This window comes from Paenibacillus sp. J31TS4 (assembly GCF_018403265.1).
In the GTDB taxonomy this organism is placed as follows: domain Bacteria; phylum Bacillota; class Bacilli; order Paenibacillales; family NBRC-103111; genus J31TS4.
Genome location: NZ_BOSI01000003.1, coordinates 133,192 through 150,341, shown reverse-complemented (window position 1 = coordinate 150,341; position 17,150 = coordinate 133,192). Strand labels below are relative to the sequence as shown.

14 protein-coding genes and 5 tRNA genes are annotated in these 17,150 nt (G+C 60.9%); 14 read left to right on the top strand and 5 right to left on the bottom strand.

Annotated elements, in window-relative coordinates:
• Positions 1 to 159: 159 nt before the first annotated feature.
• Positions 160 to 321: a cortex morphogenetic protein CmpA gene (cmpA, locus tag KJS47_RS15630; RefSeq protein WP_213526002.1), complete on the bottom strand. Its 162-nt coding sequence runs from the start codon at positions 319 to 321 to the stop codon at positions 160 to 162.
• A gap of 74 nt (positions 322 to 395) precedes the next feature.
• On the bottom strand, positions 396 to 746 hold the full coding sequence (locus tag KJS47_RS15625) for a hydrolase/acyltransferase (RefSeq protein WP_213526001.1): 351 nt from the start codon (positions 744 to 746) through the stop codon (positions 396 to 398).
• Between the two features lie 210 nt (positions 747 to 956).
• Here KJS47_RS15625 and KJS47_RS15620 point away from each other — a divergent pair, with 210 nt between their 5' ends.
• The 6 genes from KJS47_RS15620 (at position 957) to KJS47_RS15595 (ending at position 2,393) form a co-directional block, all read left to right on the top strand.
• Complete coding sequence (locus KJS47_RS15620; protein ID WP_213526000.1) at positions 957 to 1,427, top strand: SprT family protein; 471 nt, start codon at positions 957 to 959, stop codon at positions 1,425 to 1,427.
• 154 nt (positions 1,428 to 1,581) lie between these two features.
• Positions 1,582 to 1,657 (top strand) — tRNA-Asn (locus tag KJS47_RS15615).
• A 7-nt stretch (positions 1,658 to 1,664) separates the two neighbouring features.
• A tRNA-Ser gene (locus KJS47_RS15610) sits at positions 1,665 to 1,755 on the top strand.
• A gap of 316 nt (positions 1,756 to 2,071) precedes the next feature.
• A tRNA-Glu gene (locus KJS47_RS15605) sits at positions 2,072 to 2,146 on the top strand.
• An 8-nt stretch (positions 2,147 to 2,154) separates the two neighbouring features.
• Positions 2,155 to 2,230: transfer RNA gene (locus KJS47_RS15600), tRNA-Lys, on the top strand.
• A gap of 77 nt (positions 2,231 to 2,307) precedes the next feature.
• A tRNA-Leu gene (locus tag KJS47_RS15595) sits at positions 2,308 to 2,393 on the top strand.
• A 116-nt stretch (positions 2,394 to 2,509) separates the two neighbouring features.
• On the opposite strand, the gene KJS47_RS15590 is transcribed toward KJS47_RS15595, so the two are convergent.
• Together KJS47_RS15590 and KJS47_RS15585 are read right to left on the bottom strand one after the other, a co-directional pair.
• On the bottom strand, positions 2,510 to 3,145 hold the full coding sequence (locus KJS47_RS15590) for an NAD(P)-dependent oxidoreductase (RefSeq protein WP_213525999.1): 636 nt from the start codon (positions 3,143 to 3,145) through the stop codon (positions 2,510 to 2,512).
• Between the two features lie 149 nt (positions 3,146 to 3,294).
• A complete protein-coding gene (locus KJS47_RS15585; protein ID WP_213525998.1) occupies positions 3,295 to 3,738 on the bottom strand; it encodes an Rrf2 family transcriptional regulator in 444 nt (147 codons plus the stop codon).
• 309 nt (positions 3,739 to 4,047) lie between these two features.
• Between KJS47_RS15585 and KJS47_RS15580 the strand changes: the two genes are divergently transcribed.
• The 7 genes from KJS47_RS15580 (at position 4,048) to KJS47_RS15550 (ending at position 14,231) form a co-directional block, all read left to right on the top strand.
• The gene (locus KJS47_RS15580; protein ID WP_213525997.1) at positions 4,048 to 5,595 is read left to right on the top strand and encodes a trypsin-like peptidase domain-containing protein; all 1,548 of its coding nucleotides are present in this window, start codon (positions 4,048 to 4,050) and stop codon (positions 5,593 to 5,595) included.
• Positions 5,596 to 5,969: 374 nt separating this feature from the next.
• Entirely contained in the window at positions 5,970 to 7,268 is a 1,299-nt protein-coding gene (locus KJS47_RS15575; protein ID WP_249716429.1) for an MFS transporter, read from the top strand.
• A gap of 577 nt (positions 7,269 to 7,845) precedes the next feature.
• Positions 7,846 to 9,063 carry a Gfo/Idh/MocA family protein gene (locus KJS47_RS15570; RefSeq protein WP_213525996.1) on the top strand — a complete coding sequence of 406 codons (1,218 nt, stop codon included), beginning with the start codon at positions 7,846 to 7,848 and terminating at the stop codon, positions 9,061 to 9,063.
• A 77-nt stretch (positions 9,064 to 9,140) separates the two neighbouring features.
• Positions 9,141 to 9,920: an SDR family NAD(P)-dependent oxidoreductase gene (locus KJS47_RS15565; RefSeq protein WP_213525995.1), complete on the top strand. Its 780-nt coding sequence runs from the start codon at positions 9,141 to 9,143 to the stop codon at positions 9,918 to 9,920.
• A 65-nt stretch (positions 9,921 to 9,985) separates the two neighbouring features.
• Positions 9,986 to 12,337, top strand: a complete 2,352-nt coding sequence (locus KJS47_RS15560; RefSeq protein ID WP_213525994.1) for a hypothetical protein — start codon at positions 9,986 to 9,988, stop codon at positions 12,335 to 12,337.
• A gap of 301 nt (positions 12,338 to 12,638) precedes the next feature.
• A complete protein-coding gene (locus KJS47_RS15555; protein WP_249716428.1) occupies positions 12,639 to 13,994 on the top strand; it encodes an extracellular solute-binding protein in 1,356 nt (451 codons plus the stop codon).
• Between the two features lie 39 nt (positions 13,995 to 14,033).
• The gene (locus KJS47_RS15550) at positions 14,034 to 14,231 is read left to right on the top strand and encodes a twin-arginine translocase TatA/TatE family subunit (protein ID WP_213525992.1); all 198 of its coding nucleotides are present in this window, start codon (positions 14,034 to 14,036) and stop codon (positions 14,229 to 14,231) included.
• A gap of 445 nt (positions 14,232 to 14,676) precedes the next feature.
• On the opposite strand, the gene KJS47_RS15545 is transcribed toward KJS47_RS15550, so the two are convergent.
• Positions 14,677 to 15,456, bottom strand: a complete 780-nt coding sequence (locus tag KJS47_RS15545; protein WP_213525991.1) for an IclR family transcriptional regulator — start codon at positions 15,454 to 15,456, stop codon at positions 14,677 to 14,679.
• A 350-nt stretch (positions 15,457 to 15,806) separates the two neighbouring features.
• Here KJS47_RS15545 and KJS47_RS15540 point away from each other — a divergent pair, with 350 nt between their 5' ends.
• The gene (locus tag KJS47_RS15540; RefSeq protein ID WP_213525990.1) at positions 15,807 to 17,120 is read left to right on the top strand and encodes an aspartate aminotransferase family protein; all 1,314 of its coding nucleotides are present in this window, start codon (positions 15,807 to 15,809) and stop codon (positions 17,118 to 17,120) included.
• The last annotated feature ends 30 nt before the right edge of the window (positions 17,121 to 17,150 follow it).

Genomic DNA, 17,150 nt, shown 5'->3' with positions numbered 1-17,150 from the left:
GCGAAATACGTACCGTCCGCGTGCAGCCGCATCTATGCGGAACCGACAAAGAGCATGGGCGATTTGCCCATGCTCTTTTTTTTGGCATCTTATTCGATTCGGCGGCTGTGTGCCGCTCCAGTCCCTAGCCCGCAGGGCGGGCCTGATCGGGAATTTCATCTACCGGTGCTCGTCGCTCCTGGACGACAGGGAGGTCTCCTGCTCCCTCCAGGCGGCCTGCTTCGTCCGGTAAAAGAACCAGCAATCGTTCAGCAGCTTGACCTGCTTCCGGTTCTTGTTTTGAAACGCCCGCATCAACTGATGACATAACCACTGCGGCATGGCTCCTGCCCCTTCCTGCTGAGAGTACCCGTATCCCTACCTTATGGGCGCTCCCGGCATTTCGTGCAGGTCCATCAGTCGGTTTCTTCCTCATACCACTGCTCCAGCTGCGCCTGCAGAGCCCGGATCTCGGTCAGCAGCGACACGAGCGGATAATGGGTCTCAGTGACGGCCGCGAACTCGCTCTCCAGCCGGTTGATATAGGCGAGACCGCCGGTTATCGGGACGAGGCCGTCGACGATCTCCAGCTCGCCGCATTCCGCCACAAGCCGGGGCAGCGCCGGCACGTTGGCCGCCGTCAGCTTGTCGATTTCCTTATGCAGGCGGCGGTTCAACGCCGTCAGTTGATAGAGGTGAGTGGCGGGCATTTCCACATACTCCAGCTCATTTCCCAGCTGGAGCAGCCCATAGCGCATGTTCGGCATGGTCAAGTTCCTTCCTTCGCGTCAAATAGTCCGTTGCCGGGCGCATCCGCGAACGGCGGCCGCCCGGCTGCTACTTGACAGTGTATCCTACCTTGCGAGACTATTTCAATAGAGACGTCGCAGCAGAACGGGCGGAAGCGGTCATTGCCGCGGACCGTCCACGACATCGCCGCCGCCCGGACGGGCGCGCATCGCATAAGGAGATATCGCATGACCAATATAGAATTGCAGGCCTGGGTGGAACGGGTCTCTCTTGCTTCGTTCGGCGTGCCGTTCCGGCACCGGGCGACGTTCAACTCGAGGCTCCGCTCGACGGGCGGGCGCTACTTTACCAAGTCGCATAATATCGAGATCAGCACCAAGCAGTATGAGACATTCGGCGCCGAAGAGGTCGAGAAAATCATCAAGCACGAGCTTTGCCATTACCATCTGCATCTGAGCGGGCGGGGGTACAAACACCGGGATGCCGATTTCCGGCGGCTGCTTGAGCAGGTGGGCGGGTCCCGGTTCTGCTCCGCACTGCCCGAATCGCGGAAGAAAGAGCCTTACCGCTACCGGCTGTTCTGCGGCAGCTGCGGGATGGAGTACAGGCGCAAGCGCCGGGTCGATACGAGCAAATACGTCTGCGGACGCTGCCGGGGCCGGCTGCGCCTGGAGACGCTGCCGTCCGGCGGGGGCTGACGGCGCCGTTAGGCAACACGGCAAACGCATGCCAGGGTCGCAGACAGCTCCCGAGTGCCGGAGAAGGAGCGAGGGGAGCCGCTTTCCCATGCGGGGCGCGGTTTCCCATCTTGACTCCTTATTCTGATCGTGTTACATTAAGACATATCCATATTCCCTGATAGCTCAGTTGGTAGAGCACTCGACTGTTAATCGAGTTGTCACAGGTTCGAGTCCTGTTCGGGGAGCCATTATCTTGGAGAGATACCCAAGTGGCTCAAGGGGACCCTCTGCTAAGGGGTTAGACTGCGTAAGCGGTGCGAGGGTTCGAATCCCTCTCTCTCCGCCATTAATGGATCGGATAGCGGAAGCTGCGAAAGCGGCTTTTTTTGCTGTTTGGAGACCTTTTTAGGGACCCATAAACAGGGGCCGGGCCGGCCTGTCCGTTGCGGCGGCGCTCTAGGAGTGCAGGCCAAAAGGGGAGCTTCCCGCTGCAGCCCGGGAGTCGGGAAGAGGGCCGAGCGGAGCGAGCCGAATGCGACGACTGCCCAAGCGAAGCGGACGGTAGAGGACTCGCGAAAAGGACTTGTCAGCGAACTACGAATCCGCTATAATAACAAATGTCTTCTTGCCGGACCTCCGGCGAAGGCTGACTGGATGACGATGGCCCGTTGGTCAAGGGGTTAAGACACCTCCCTTTCACGGAGGTAACAGGGGTTCGAATCCCCTACGGGTCACCAATGAGCTCGAGCCATTAGCTCAGTTGGTAGAGCACCTGACTTTTAATCAGGGTGTCGAAGGTTCGAGTCCTTCATGGCTCACCATTGCTGCTCGATTGGGCAGGAATGGGCGGACGCTCCGAGCACGAACGGCGGCGATCCAATCCCTCGTTTGTTCATATGCGGTTGTGGTGGAATGGCAGACACGCTATCTTGAGGGGGTAGTGGGCGAAAGCCCGTGGAGGTTCGAGTCCTCTCAACCGCACCATATTCGAAATTGGAATCCTTACGCAGGCGTAAGGATTTTTTTGTTTGTCTGGAACATGCCGAACCAGAGTCTCCGGTAGGAAGACTCTGGTTCGGCTGGCTGCAGGAGAGGGAGCTTCAGCGAGCTTCGCCTACGACTGTGAAGCGCTCGTTGACGTGCTGCGGATGCTCGAGCTCGTCCAGGACGGCGATGGCGAAGTCGGCGTAGCTGATATAGCTGTTCCCTTCCGAATTGACGAGCAGGTTGTTCCCGCCGGCCCGGTAGGCACCGGTCCGAGGGCCTTGCGGATCGAAGAAGGCTGAGGGGCTGAGGAACGTCCAGGCGAAGCCGGAGGACTGGAGCAGATCCTCCAGGTTTTGGGCCTGGTTCGCCGCCGTCGCATAATATTCGCGTGGGAAGCCCGGCGTGTCTAGGACGCGCACCGATTGGGCTTCGTCTGCGAATAGGCTGCCGGCTCCTCCAACGACGAGAAGCCGGGTCCCGGAAGCGCCCTTCATAGCCTCGATTAGGTGCCGCCCGGCTTCCACGTGCAAGTGCTCTTGGCCGGGGGCGGCTCCGAATGCATTGATGACGGCGTCAAACGGCTTCAGGTCGTCCGAGGTCAGGGAGAAGATATCCTTCTCCAAAACCGGCAGACCTTCGGCCTTGGACGCATCCCGGACGAGCCCGGTCACCTGGTGGCCTCGGCGGAGCGCTTCCTCCGCGATGAGCCGGCCGGCCTTGCCGCTCGCTCCGATAATTGCAATCTTCATATCGTTAACCTCCCGAATGGATTGTTATGCCCAACTTGTAACTATTATAGTTACAGGTGATGGCCGCTGTCAATCCTTCCTCTTTATCCTGCCCTATCAAGAAAAAAACGCCTGTCTCCAAAAGAAGACAGGCGCAAAAGAGGTCAACTTTAGACAGGGATGCTGTGAAGGATGTCCGTCAGACGAATGCGGTCCAGCTCCGATTCCATCGCTCTCTGGGCAGAGACGAATACGGGGAGGATCGCGGATTGGATGCTCCGTCCGACAGGACACTCGGGATTAGGACATTCATGAACGGCAAACAGGCCGTTTTCCTCGACTACCTGAACCGCCCGGTAGATGTCGAGCAGCGTAATGGCGGATGCCTCCTTGGCCAACCGGGCCCCCGCGACGCCGGACTTGACCTGCACGAGTCCTGCCCTGCTCAGCATGCTCACGATCCGGCGGACGACCACGGGATTCGTGTTGACGCTGCTGGCGAGAAAGTCGGATGTGTTTGTGCCTCCCTTGTTCATCTCGAGAAGGGAGAGAATATGAATCGCAACGGCGAACCGGCTGCTTATGTTCGTAGGGAACGCCTCCTTTTGCGGCATGTCGGTCTGCAACAAATCCAGACAAAGAAGGATTTCGAGACGGGCCCGTCGTCCTTTCTCCTTAGTTTACTATACATCGTGCCGGTTCTTCTATCCGCCTTCCCGGCAGATCCCACAAGCATGGCGCTGGGCGGAAAAAGTCGTACGCTGGCGGCTGAAGGAAGACATTGCGGAGCCCGGAATAGGGACTATTCACAAGAAACGAACGGTGCTATAATCGGTTAGCTGCAGGTTTGCCTAATTTTGGAAATAATCAGACTGCGGCTCAAACGATTACATACACGGGGAAAAAGTACGCGTGTTTTACCTGTGCGGTTGGAGGAGAACCCTATCAAGAAGAAAAGCCATCATCGCCTTGTTACTTGGTTTCTAGCTGTCGTATTGCTGGCCGGCCTTGGGCTGCAGCCTGCGCCGGCCCGAGCGGAGGCACCTGCCGTCAAGGTTCTGCTGGACGGACTGCCTGTCGCTTTTGAGGAGCAGCCCATCCTGGAGGACGGGACGACGCTGGTCGCGTTTCGGCCAATCTTTGAACGGCTCGGCCTGACCGTCTCGTGGGATCCACAGACCAAGACGGTGAGCGGCGTGCGAACCGGACTCAAGATCGTCCTGACGATCGACCAGGCCAAGGCTTACGTGAACGGTCAGGCGGTGACGCTGGAGAAAGCTCCGCGGCTGGTGAACGGCAATACGCTCGTCCCGCTCCGCTTCGTGGGCGAGGCATCTGGTGCCACAGTCAGCTGGGACGGCGAGACGTCCACGGTCCTCATAGCGCCGATGCCAGTCGAGCGGACGGTGGAGGAGATCGCCCGACAAGTCGACAAGGTGGTCTATCTGGAGACAATGGACGAGAAAGGCAAAGCGGTGGGAGCCGGGAGCGGCTTCCTGCTGACGCCGGACGGCCGGATCGTCACCAACTACCATGTGGTGGCGGGAGCGAGCAGCGTCCGGGTCACCTTGGCGGACAAGAGGGAATATACAGTCGACCAGGTTCTGTATGCCGATGAAGAGAAGGACCTCGTCGTGCTCAAGGTGAAGGACATCGACCTGCCTGTCGTGCAGCTGGGCGATTCGGATCAGGTGAAGGCGGGGGAGACGGTCGTCGCGATCGGCTCGCCGCTCGGCATGACGAATACCGTCTCCACGGGCATCATCAGCAGCGCGTCCCGTCAGCTGGAGGGGCAGACCTATATCCAGACCACCGCTCCACTGGATCATGGAAGCAGCGGCGGTCCCCTCTTTAACTTGAAGGGCGAGGTGATCGGCATTACCTCAGGAGGACTGGGCAGTTTTGCGAATCTGAATCTGGCGGTTCCGATCAACGAGCTGAAGAACTTGATGGAACAGCCGGCCGCTCCGAAGCCAATGCCGCTTGAAGAGACACGGGCGGATTGGTTTGACATGCTGATGGAGCTCGAGGATCGGCTGAACGATGAGTTCGGCGGGCCGGTCCGCTATATTGCGGACGGCCATACGTTCCACATGTCGTTCGAGGTGGACCAGGACGAGGAGGAAGGCACGATCTACATCGACGCGGTTGTGCGGGACCGGCAGGAGGGTGCGGATCTCATCCGGCTGCAGCAGCAGTCGCCGAATCTGATCCCCGATTTCTTCCGGAAGATCGGAAACGAGGCTCACAAGGACATCCCCGACAATGTGCAGTTGATGATCTGGCATTCGTTCCGGACGACGGAGTTTCCTTCCTCCTATAAGCCCAAGCAGATCGAGAAGGACGTTGACGGCAGTTATATCGTGACGCTGCCGCTCTATGCGGGATACCTTGACTTTGCCGAGAAAAAACTGTACTTCATGGTGGATCCGTCGGGCCGGAACAGCACGGAGAAGGAGCTGCCGCTCTAGACCGGATTGAATCCGCAGTCGAAGAGCAAGCGGTTCGGGGTGTACCCCGGCACCGCAGACGCGTAATCAGTTAGCGTTCCGGGATCGGACGGAGCAGCAGCACAGGGCGGGAGACCGCCGGCGAGTGGAACGGCACCCAATAGTGAGGCATGAACTAACGTTGGGGCCGTCCCGAGGCTGGCGGTTTCTTTTGTTGGGCACAGAAACCGGGCGATGCATAAAAGCCGCCGAATCCAGCCATACCAACAGGTACCGGGCATTCGTCCAAGCCAAAATCCGATTAATCCTACGGTTATTGGCGGATATATTATGCTCCACCGGACGACTGGAGAGCCGAAGAGGCCGGAAATGATCGCTCAAGAGGAGGTTTGCGCTTGGAAGCCGGTAAGCGAGGGGCGCTATTGTCCGTGGCGACCATCCCCCTCATCATGACGCTGGGCAGCTCGATGGTGGTGCCTGTGCTGCCCAAAATAGCCGACCAGCTGGGCGTCTCGCCGCTGGCCGTCAGTCTGCTCATCACGGTCTATTCCGCGGCCGCGATCCTGCTCGTTCCTCTGGCCGGCTATTTGTCCGACCGCTTCGGCCGAAAGGCCGTCATCCTCCCAGGTCTGCTGCTGGCAGGTATGGGGGGCGCCGTGTCGGGTACGGCGGCTTGGCTGTGGACCGGTCAGGCTGCCTATGGGGTCATCCTCGCCGGGAGGCTGCTGCAGGGGATCGGTGCGGCAGGGGCGGCCCCAATCGTTCTGCCGCTCATTGGGGACTTGTATCGGCGGGAATCCGATGTCAGCCGAGGCCTCGGCATCGTGGAAACCGCGAATACGTTCGGCAAGGTGCTTAGTCCCATTTTGGGAGCGGCTTTGGCGGGCGTGGTTTGGTTTTTCCCGTTCTTCGCGCTTCCCGTTTTTTGTGCTGTGTCGATGATACTCGTTGCGTTCCTCGTCAAGGCACCCCAAGGCGGCAAAGCGCGCGAGCTAAAGCCGTTCGGTCCGTTTCTCTGTTCGCTATTCCGACTGTTTGGGGTTAAGGGACGCTGGCTGTTTTCCGTGTTTGCCATTGGGGGCGTGGCGATGTTCGTTATATTCGGCGTCCAGTTCTACCTTTCCTCGATCCTGGAGGCCGAGTACGGCATTCGGGGTGTCCGCAAAGGACTGCTGCTCGCCATCCCGCTCGCCTCGATTAGTCTCACCTCCTATCTGACGGGGCGTTGGATCGGCCGCAGCAAGAAGGGGATGAAGCGGGCCGCCGCCGGCGGGCTGCTGCTGTTGACCGCCTCGCTCCTTGCCGCCGGGCTATTGGAACGGCTTCCGTACCTGCTCGGAAGTCTGTTCGTCGGCGGCATCGGCATCGGGGCCGCGCTGCCTTGCATGGACGCCTTCCTGACGCAGTGCTTCGAGGAGGAGCAGCGGGGGACGGTCACCTCGCTGTACAGCAGCGCCCGCTTCCTCGGCGTCGCCCTCGGACCACCTGCCGTGTCGCTCCTCATGCAGAGTTCGCACCGGACGCTCTTCTTCCTGCTGGCCGTTCCGTGCGCCGCCGCCGCTTTGCTGGCGCTGTTCGCGATCCGGCCGCGGGAGGGAGGCGCAGCGGGCGGCGATCGGACCGCGCGCAAGCGGTCGTCAATAGCCGAGCGGGTGACCGCCCGGCTGCGCACACGGAAGCCGGTCCGGCAGTAGCGGGACCGCGCTCCGTGCCACGCGACGCATGCAGCCTCTCCGCAAAAAGCGGACCCTCGCACCGTGCACGCGTGAGGTAGTGTTGCCCACGCGGCGTAACGCAGAGGCTTCGTCCGCCGTCGATTGCTCCACCACGCCGGCTCATGGCCTCCGCCTCTCAGCGCCGGGTGCTCCCTCTACGCCGCTTCTCTCCAACGTCCAGTGCCGCTGGGCGTTTTTATATGTCCCATTGAAGAAATATCGCCCAACTCGTTGACAGCGCTTTCAGGACAATTCTATAATAAAACAAACCAGGAACAAACCAGGTTTAGGAGTATCAGAAGTCGATTGAGAACACGACTGGCTGGCCGGCGGGGAGTGCTTCCTGCTCACCAAATAGGGCAAAGCCGGCGCTCATTACAAGCGAAATGGCAAGGAGACCCCGAGATTATCGAAGAACGCCTACACGCGGGATAGTGTCGACAATGACAACATCGTCGAGGTGTACGGCTGGTTCAAGCCGTGATCGCCGGAGCGCCCGGGCAAGCCAATCATGTTAAAGGCGGAGAAACCAATCCGCCCGAAGGGGAGTTCGCTCGTGAAACATGGGGATAGGCCTGTACGTCTGGCCGTGGTAGGCGGAAGAAGGGGAGCCGCGTTCCATGCGGCCCTCGAAGCAATGCCGGAGCGGGTCGCTCTGGCGGCGGTATGCGAATATAACGAGGAGTATCTGGCCCAGTGGAAGGAGAAATACCCGGAGATTCGCACCTACACCGAATACAGCAGGCTGCTGGAGGATCCGGGGGTGGACGCCGTCCTGCTGGCGACTCCGCTCCTCCTCCACGCCCGGCAGGCGATCGAGGCGCTCCAAGCGGGCAAGCACGTGCTGAGCGAGGTGATCGCGGCGCACACCTTGGAGGAATGCCGGGAGCTCGTCGAGACGGTCGAGAGCACCGGGCTTACGTACATGATGGCCGAGAACTACTGCTTCATGCGCCAGAACCAGATGGTGCTGAATATGGCGCAGCAGGGCACGTTCGGGGAGATCACGTTCGCCGAGGGCGGGTATCTCCACGACTGCCGCAGGCTGACGCTGCAGCCTGACGGACGGCTCGCGTGGCGGGGCGAGCTGCAGCGGGACTACAACGGGATGAACTACCCGACGCATTCCCTCGGCCCTGTCGCCCAGTGGCTCGGGATCGGACAGACCGATGAGCTCGAGACGCTCTCGACGTTCACGTCGCGAGCCGGCTCCATGGCCGGCTACGTGCGAGAGCAGTTCGGCGACGCTCATCCGGGGGCCGATCCTTTCTATTGGAAGCAGGGCGATACGGCCGTCACGCTGATTCGCACCCGGAACGGAGCCGTCATCTCGCTGCGGGTCGACTGGGTGTCCGGGCGGCCGCATCAGATGACCCATTATGGACTGCAGGGGACCCGCGGCGCTTACGTCTCCGAGCGCAGACAGGGCGAGGAACCGCTCGTCTGGCTCGCAGGCCGGTCGCCCGGCGCCTCGCCCGGGCGAGAGGGAGACCTGGAGCCCGAATGGGAGCCGCTCTCGGCCTACCGTGCCGAGTTCGAGCACCCGCGCTGGAAGCGGTGGGGGGACGAAGCGGACCGGACGGGGCACGGCGGCGGCGACTTCTTCGTCATCGAGGAATTCGTAAGCGCCGTGCGTGAAGGCCGGCGGCCCGCAATCGACGTCTATGACGCGGTCCGGTGGAGCTCGGTCTTTCCGCTGTCAATGCAGTCGGTGGTGAAGGGAGGCCAGCCGATTCCGTTTCCCCGCTTCGATGTTAGCCGTCCGACGTCCTAGCAAGCGGAGGAAGGCGGATTTTGCGCAGCATGAGAGTGGCAGACCTACACCGAATAAGAGACGGAGGTAGCCGGTTCATGAGATTAAGAGGGAAGCGTGCCCTGATCAGCGGGAGCGCGCGAGGCATTGGGCTGGGAATTGCCGAGCGGTTCCGGCAGGAGGGCGCATCGGTCGTGCTGCTGGATTACCGCGAGGAGGAGCTGGCGGCGGCTGCCGCCGGACTCAAGGACCGCTGCCCGGAGCAGCCGGAATTAGGCGTATGCACCGTTGTCTGCGATATGAGCGATCCGGCTGCGGTCGAGCGGGCAGCAGACGAGGCATGGAGCCGGTTCGGCGGACTTGACCTGCTCGTCAACAATGCGGGAGTTGCGACCCGGGAGCCGTTTCTGGACATCCCGCTCTCCCGCTGGCAGCGGACGCTGGACATCAACCTGACCGGCATGTTCCGGCTGAGCCAGCTCATCGCCGGACGGATGGTGAAGGAGAGCATCCGGGGCGCCATCGTCAACATGGCGTCCAAGAACGGCGTCGCCGGCAGCACGATGCTCGCTCATTACAACGCGTCCAAGGGCGGAGTCGTCCTGCTGACCGAGTCGATGGCGTCGGATTTGGCGCGCTACGGCATTCGCGTCAACGCGGTCGCGCCGGGCTTCATCGACACGCCGCTCGACCGCGAGCTGAAGCAGAAGGGAGAGCCGGGCCTCGAGCTGACCGCCCGGACGCCGATGGGGCGTCTCGGCACAGTCGAGGAAGTGGCGAATGCGTTCCTCTTCCTCGCCTCGGACGAAGCTTCCTATATTACGGGAGCGACGCTTGTCGTGGATGGAGGCCATCTGGCCAACGCCGGGGATTTGTAAGTGCAGTCCAATTCCAGGGACCGGACAGGTCCTACCAAAGTTGATCAAATGGAGGCTGGGAAACGATGAATCAGGACGGCTGGACACCCGAAGCGGGAGCAAGCGAAACAGGCGGCGAGGGCCGCAAGGCAGGCATCAGCAGACGCAAGATGCTGCAAACATTAAGCGCGGGAGGCGTGCTGCTTGCCGGCAACGCCCTTGTTCCCCGGCTAGCCTTTGGGGCGGAAGAGACAGTGGGAACGGAGCAGGCGGACACCGGCCTCTCGGGCAAAGGGAGCGGAGGACCGACCGGCATGCTGCAGGTTCCGAACGTTGAGGCACTGCTGAATCTGCCGCAGGGACAGTGGAAGCAGGGGACTACTGTCTATGTAGGCGGCTATTACCGGGAAGGAGACGGCGGCGCTAAGATCGTCCGCTGGGTAGAGGGGAGCACCCGTCCGGACAACGGCGGTTCGGTCCACGACCCGACTGGAGGAAAAGGCAAGCCCGGCCGCTGGGAGCAGCTGCACGGCGGCGTAGGGGATTTTCGCTGCTTCGGTATTTTCGGTGAGACCAAGAATGCGGACGACGCGCTCGACGCCATGGTGAACGACCCGGCGATCTACCGGATCGAAGCGCACACCAATCTGAACTTTGTCCGCCGGCATAAGTACAGCCGCAGCGGCATCGAGCTGGATTTTTACGGCCACACCGTAACGACGAACGGCATCGAGCTGAACACGCGCGACAATCCGTTCGGAGCCGTCCTGTTTTTCCAGGGGACGCCTGCCGGACCGACCCAGACCGTCACGCTGTCGGCCGAACTCATTGAGCTGACCGACGTGTTGGAGGTGGCCGACGCCTCCGCCTTCCAGGTCGAGGACTGGTGGATCGCCCAGGTGAAGAACAACCCGGGCGGCGGCGCCCAGCGGGAGCTGGATTATCTGCTGAAGGTGACGGAGATTCTCGACAGCAAGCATATCCGGGTCAACTACAAGCTGGGCTGGGCGCTCGCTGCCGGGCGGGTCATTACATACAAAAAGATGAATCCGGTGTTCCGCTGCCATGTGCGCAATATGCGGTTCGTTGGCGTGCCGGTGCCGCCGACCAACTCCACGAGCGAGAGGCCGTTCGAGACGTGGGACCAGATCGGCTCGAACCCCGTCGCCTATGAATTCGCGGTGGAATGCGACGTGTCCGGCGTGCGGGCGACCAAGGTGTTCTGGCCCGTCGTGCAGCGCCGCTACTGCACGCATTACGTCACGGAGCGGTGCGAGCTCATCAATCCCGAGGAACGGGACTGGGGCGGCACGGGCTATCTGACCCAGCAGCTGAACGTGCTCTACGGGCATGTCCGGGACTGCAATACAAGCAACGCACGGCACCTGAACGACTTCACCTGTGCCGGCTACTGCATGGTCGAGAACTGCCATGGCGACGGCGACGATTACGGTCCGTTCGTCACGCACGGCCAGTTCGAGCACGATCTCGTTTACATAGGAAATTCCGGCCTTCTGTCGTTCGCCAACAGCGGGACGACCTGGGGCGACAGCGCCAAGCGGATTACCGTCCGCAAGCACGTCGCTACCCGGATCGTCGCCCACAAGAAGCTGACGGATCTCACGCTGGAGGACGTGCATGCGTTTTATAAAGAGGGGCTCGCCAATTCGGGCACGATCTGGGCGAACGCCGACGGCCTCCAAATGCGCGGCTGCACGGCGGAGACGATGCTAACTCTGTCTCGGAGCTCGAACCGCTCCAAGCGGGCGAACCTGGCCGACGGCTGCACCTTCGGCATGACGAAGGATTACGAGATCTCCCGTCCGGTGCGGAGCACGGCGGTCGGCAATCTGCCCGTCGACGCGGACTTCACGATGACGAACTGCCAATTCCTTAACGTGGATAACAACAACATCGGCAGCTTCGAAAGGCTGGTCTTGGTCAACACGTGGTTCAAAGGGGCGTCCCCTGCGGCGTCCCCGATCCGCGTAGGCAGCAAGGAGATCGTCATGCAAGGCGGCGGCTTCCAGAACACCGGCTTCGTGCTCAAGGGGGCCTACGACCAGGCGGCGACGGGCAAGCCGGAGCAGGCCGTTACGGTCGACGGCGGCGCCGTCTTCCACGGGACCAATGCGGAGAAAGCGTTCCTGAAGAGCGTCGATCCGGCGAACAACGTCACCTGGAGCTTCGGCGGCGTCGTGAGCCGGCCGGCGGATGCGGCGACCGCCCACTTCCAAATCGAGGGCGCCGCCAACCGGCTCAAGGCGATCGGCTCCCGGTTCGTCGGGGGCAAATACGAAGCGGCCAAGGGCGGCTTCGGCGGGTCGAACTACTTCTTCCTGACCTCCTGCGTCGAAGAGGGAGTGAACCGCTCGTCGCTTCCGGCGGAAGGGGACGGCATCAAGCATAGCGAGGGCAATCTGACGATAGGCGGGTAACTGCAACGAAGAATCCAGATGATTCGGAGAGCCTGCGAAACGGGTAACGACGAGCAGGCGGCTCCGCCGATCGCGGCCGTTCTTTACGGAAGGGTATCCAGCTTATCGGAACTTGCCCGCAGGACGGCAGGGAGCGGGAGGAGATAGACTAGGAACGAACGCGGCCGGCGTCAGCGCCGGCCGCGCATCGTCCTGCTATTGGAAGGGTTTGGGAAATGGTATACTAATTACGCGTCTCCCGCGGCGCAGCCAAGCGGCCGCGGATCATATAGAATGAGGGTTTGCTATGGAGAAGGGAAGCATGCACCAGACTTCACGGATGAGGCTGAACGAGCTCGTCCGCACATTACGAGAAGAGATACGGACGGGGAAGCGGAGGGCCGGGGAGTTTTTGCCGTCGGAGAAGACGCTCGCCGTTCAATACCACTTGAGCAACCAGTCGGTTCGCAAAGGGCTCGACATTCTGGTCGGCGAGGGGCTCATCGAGAAGCTGCCGCGGGTTGGGACCAAGGTCATCGGCCAGCCGGAAGCGGGCCAAACGACGATCAAATTCGGCTTTCACTCGTCAGTGACGGGAGAAGCGGATATCCATGGTCTGCTGGCGCGGTTCCACGAGAAGCATCCGCATATCCGCGTCCAGGCGGTGCCGGTTTCGAGCGACCATTTCGGCTACGTGAAGACATACCTGTCCGGGGGCATCTTCGACGCCATCATGATGAACTATACGGACTTCCGCTATTTCACGGAGACGAACGACGCGCAGCTGCTTCAGCCGCTGCAGCGAGACCCGGGACATTACGAGTTCCTGTCGGACGCATTCACGCTGAACGGCCGTCTGCTTGTCCGCCCGTTTATCTTTTCTCCGCTGATTCTGTGCTACAATCGGGAGCATTTTCGCGAGGCGGGGCTCAATGAGCCCGACAGCAGCTGGCGCTGGGAGGATCTGATCCGCAACGCGGCCAAGCTCGCCATCCCGAACGAGCGAATCGGCTTCCACAGCGACTTCTATTCGCCGAACCGGTGGCCGCTCCTGCCGCTGCAGATGGGTGCGCGCTTCGAGCGCGGCGCCGGCGGCCGCATCCGGCTCGCCGATACGCGCATGATGGAGGCGCTGCGCATTTGCCGGGACATGAAGAACGAGCTGCCTCTCCTGTCTGAAGGCATCACGACCGGAGAATCGGAGCGTCTGCTGGCGAACGGCAAGGTGTCGATGGTCATTACGAGTTACTTTTACTTGAATTACTTAAAAGGAGAGACGGCGTTCGATCTGGCGCCGGTCCCTTATCTGGAGAAGCCGGTTACGCTGCTGCTGAATATCGGCCTCGCCGTGAACAGCCGCTCCGCGAATAGGGAAGCGGCGGAGGAGCTGGTCAACTTCCTCACCTCGGAAGAGGCGCAGCAGGTGATCCGGCAGCAGACCTACAGCCTGCCCGCCCTGCGGACGGCGGCCGAATGGAACGGCGACTCCGGGCTGTACCGGCCGTCGCGGTTCTCGCTGTTCCGCGAGACGATCCCGGGCTTCCGCTATTTCACCGACATGGGCGTGACGGTGCAGGAGCTGGCGGAAATCAACCGGGAGGTCAAGCTGTTCTGGGCCGCGCTTGAATCGGAGGAGACGTTCTGCGCCCGTATCGAGGAGAAGGCTCGGCACGCGTAACAATATGTGATCCCCCAAGGGGAGAGAGGCGGTAGCTCTATGTTCCTGAACATCGGCCTGACCGGCTGGATTCTGATTGCGCTTGTGGTCATTCTCGTGATGAAGCCATCCCGGCTCCCGGCGCTCGGCCGGGCGATTCGCTCGACCATCGGCGACTTCCGCAAGAGCAGGCGGGAGGAGTCCGAAGACCACAGCCGGGAGGACAAGCAAGACGACCGGAAGCCGGACGGTTGCTGACGGTCAGTGGGAATTTGCCGGAGAAGGCAGAGCTCTATTCCGGCTCTAGGCTATTGCCATGGGAGCTTCGGCCTCCGTCCTGCGCACATCATTATGTAAGCGCTACCGGAGATTGGCGCGTCTGTTGGCCGACCTATTGTGCAGGAGAGGAGGTCGCTCGCGACCTAACGGAGCTCTGTAGGTCATACAGGGACTTCATGACCCGTACGACCCCGCTCGGTCACGGCCCCGTCCTTGCCCTCAGCCGAACCGGTTAACCCGCTTAACGTTTCACCGGGCTGATGGTTAGCCCGGTTACGGCGGCTCTCATAAGGTTCTGCCCCCGGGGATATCCTGGGGCCCCCGCAAAGTAATAGGAATTTACTACGTCAGCATCCGCTTCACTTTGTGAGGATGTTTCGGGGCCCCCGCAAAGTACTCGGAATAAACATCGTCAGCATCGGCTTCACTTTGTGGGGAGGGGGTATCCTAGCCGCTCGGAAATCCGATTGGCCGCATTCTTGACCTGCTCGCCGACGCGCGGAATGTCGTGGATGGGCAGTTCGGTCCGCAGTGCCGTGATGCTGACCGCGGCCTTGAGAACGCCGAGATGGTCGAACACCGGTGCGCCAATGCAGCGGATGCCCGATTCGCCTTCTTCGTCCTCCACCGAGTATCCCTGCTGGCGGATAATCTCCAGCTGGGTGAGGAAGTCCTGCCGGTTCGTGATGGTCCGCTCCGTCTTCTCGGGGAGGCCCTTGACTCGGATCGCTTCCTCCACCTGCTCAGCCGGCAGGAAGGCGGCGATCGCCTTGCCGACACCGGAGGCATGGAGCGGCTGCCTCTGTCCAATATAGGTGGAGAACTTAACGAATGCCTGGTTCTCCACCTTGGCCAGATACATGGCCTCATATTGATCGGGAACGGCGAGATGGACGGTGAAGCCCGTCTCGTTCATCAGCTCCTCCATCACCGAGAGGGCACGGTCGCGGATGTCCAGCCGGTTCAGGGCGGAGAGCCCGATCGTAATGAACTTGGAGCCGAGGGAGTACTTACCTTCGGCGCTTTTGAAAATATATTGATGTTGCTCAAGCGTATTCAGAATGAAGAAGACGCTGGTCTTCGGAATCTCGACCATCTTGCACAGCTCGCTGACGCCGAGCGGCGTGTCGTGCACCGCGAGCGTCTCGATGATGGCGATGGCCTTGTCCAGCGCGGGAACCTTGTATTTGTTGTCGGTGGTCATGATGGCTGCACACCCCTAATTAAACATCGTTTAATATTAAAACCAACTTCCTTTTGTTTACTATACAAACAAATAGGCCTTACCGTCAATGTTAACCGCTGGTTAACCATGCAAGGGCAGACCGGGGTCGACGGGGACCGTCCTTGGACTGACCGGACACTGAGCGAGGACTGGCCGAGGGTTGACCGTTGGCTCCCTCCGCGGCAGTTCTTTTTCCCGCCAATCTCGCCAGTCGCCGGGAACAGCCGGGAGAAGAATCGCGTCCGGCGTATTGACAGAACGGGGCAGGAGGATTATTTTATAAGAAACGTGTTTAATATATAAAACAATGTTTAACAAGGAGTGAGCAGATGAGTACATTGGCTGTCAACGTCTCCAAAGGTCTGTACGAGAAAGCGAAAGAGTTTACACCGGGCGGCGTCCATACGTCGATCCGTAACGTAGAGCCTCATCTTATTTTTACCAAAGCGGAAGGCGCTTACATCTATGATGCCGACGGCAACCGCTATATCGACTACCAGGCGGCGTTCGGTCCGTTCGTGCTCGGCCACCGTCATCCCTATGTAACTAAGAAGGTCGTGGAAGCACTCGAGCGCACCGACCTGTACGGCGTAGGCACGACCGATCTCGAGATCGAGCTCGCCGAGAAGATCTGCAAGCATATGCCGTCGGCGGAGCAGGTGCTGTTCTGCAATTCGGGCTCCGAGGCGACCTACCACGCGATCCGGCTGTGCCGGGCCGTTACGGGCCGCAAGAAACTGATCAAATTCCAGGGCTGCTACCACGGCTGGCACGACTATGTCGCCCGCAACATGCTGAGCGCACCGGACATGATCGGCAAGCGCGATCCCGGCTCCGCGGGCATGATGGACGAGGCGATCGACAATACGCTCATCTGCACGTTCAACGACCTCGATGACGTGCAGCGCACGCTCGAGGAAAACAAGGGCGAGGTCGCGGCGCTCATCGTCGAACCGATCCCGCACAACATCGGCTGCGTCATGCCGCAGGACGGCTTCCTGCAGGGGCTCCGCGACCTGTGCTCGCAGCACGGTACCCTTCTTATTTTTGACGAGGTCATCACCGGCTTCCGCCACGACATTGGCGGCTTCCAAAAGGTATGCGGCGTTACGCCGGACCTGACCACGATGGGCAAGGCGATGGCGAACGGCTTCCCGATCGCCGCGATCGCAGGCAAGAAGGTATACATGCAGCGCTTCAATACGTACCCGGGCGGCGACGTCTGGTTCGCCGGCACCTATAACGGCCATGCCGTCGGCACCGCCGCGTCCATCGCGACGCTCGAGATGATGGAGAACGAAGGCGTGCATGAGCACATCTTCCGTCTGGGCGAGAAGATGCGCCAGGGCATCCGCGACATCCATGCCGCCATGGGCCTCGAAGCTTACGTGGCGGGCTTTGGCTCGGTCTGGACGACTTACTTCATGGACCGCGAGCCGCTGAACTACACCGATTTGATGGACAACAACGCCGAGGTTTATGTCGACTACCGGCGCCGGCTGATGAACCGCGGCATCTTCAAAATGCCGATGAACATCAAGCGCAACCATATCAGCTTCAGCCATACGGATGCGGACATCGACCATACGCTGACCTGCATCGAGGACGTGCTCAAGGAGCTGCGCGGCGAAGGCAAGCTCTAAGCCGGCCGCCCGAAACCGAGGAAGGGGACG

Coding starts and splice junctions, on each gene's coding strand:
- cmpA (WP_213526002.1), bottom strand. CDS start 321: ATGCCGCAGTGGTTATGTCATCAGTTGATGCGGGCGTTTCAAAACAAG.
- KJS47_RS15625 (WP_213526001.1), bottom strand. CDS start 746: ATGCCGAACATGCGCTATGGGCTGCTCCAGCTGGGAAATGAGCTGGAG.
- KJS47_RS15620 (WP_213526000.1), top strand. CDS start 957: ATGACCAATATAGAATTGCAGGCCTGGGTGGAACGGGTCTCTCTTGCT.
- KJS47_RS15590 (WP_213525999.1), bottom strand. CDS start 3,145: ATGAAGATTGCAATTATCGGAGCGAGCGGCAAGGCCGGCCGGCTCATC.
- KJS47_RS15585 (WP_213525998.1), bottom strand. CDS start 3,738: ATGCCGCAAAAGGAGGCGTTCCCTACGAACATAAGCAGCCGGTTCGCC.
- KJS47_RS15565 (WP_213525995.1), top strand. CDS start 9,141: ATGAGATTAAGAGGGAAGCGTGCCCTGATCAGCGGGAGCGCGCGAGGC.
- KJS47_RS15560 (WP_213525994.1), top strand. CDS start 9,986: ATGAATCAGGACGGCTGGACACCCGAAGCGGGAGCAAGCGAAACAGGC.
- KJS47_RS15555 (WP_249716428.1), top strand. CDS start 12,639: ATGCACCAGACTTCACGGATGAGGCTGAACGAGCTCGTCCGCACATTA.
- KJS47_RS15550 (WP_213525992.1), top strand. CDS start 14,034: ATGTTCCTGAACATCGGCCTGACCGGCTGGATTCTGATTGCGCTTGTG.
- KJS47_RS15545 (WP_213525991.1), bottom strand. CDS start 15,456: ATGACCACCGACAACAAATACAAGGTTCCCGCGCTGGACAAGGCCATC.
- KJS47_RS15540 (WP_213525990.1), top strand. CDS start 15,807: ATGAGTACATTGGCTGTCAACGTCTCCAAAGGTCTGTACGAGAAAGCG.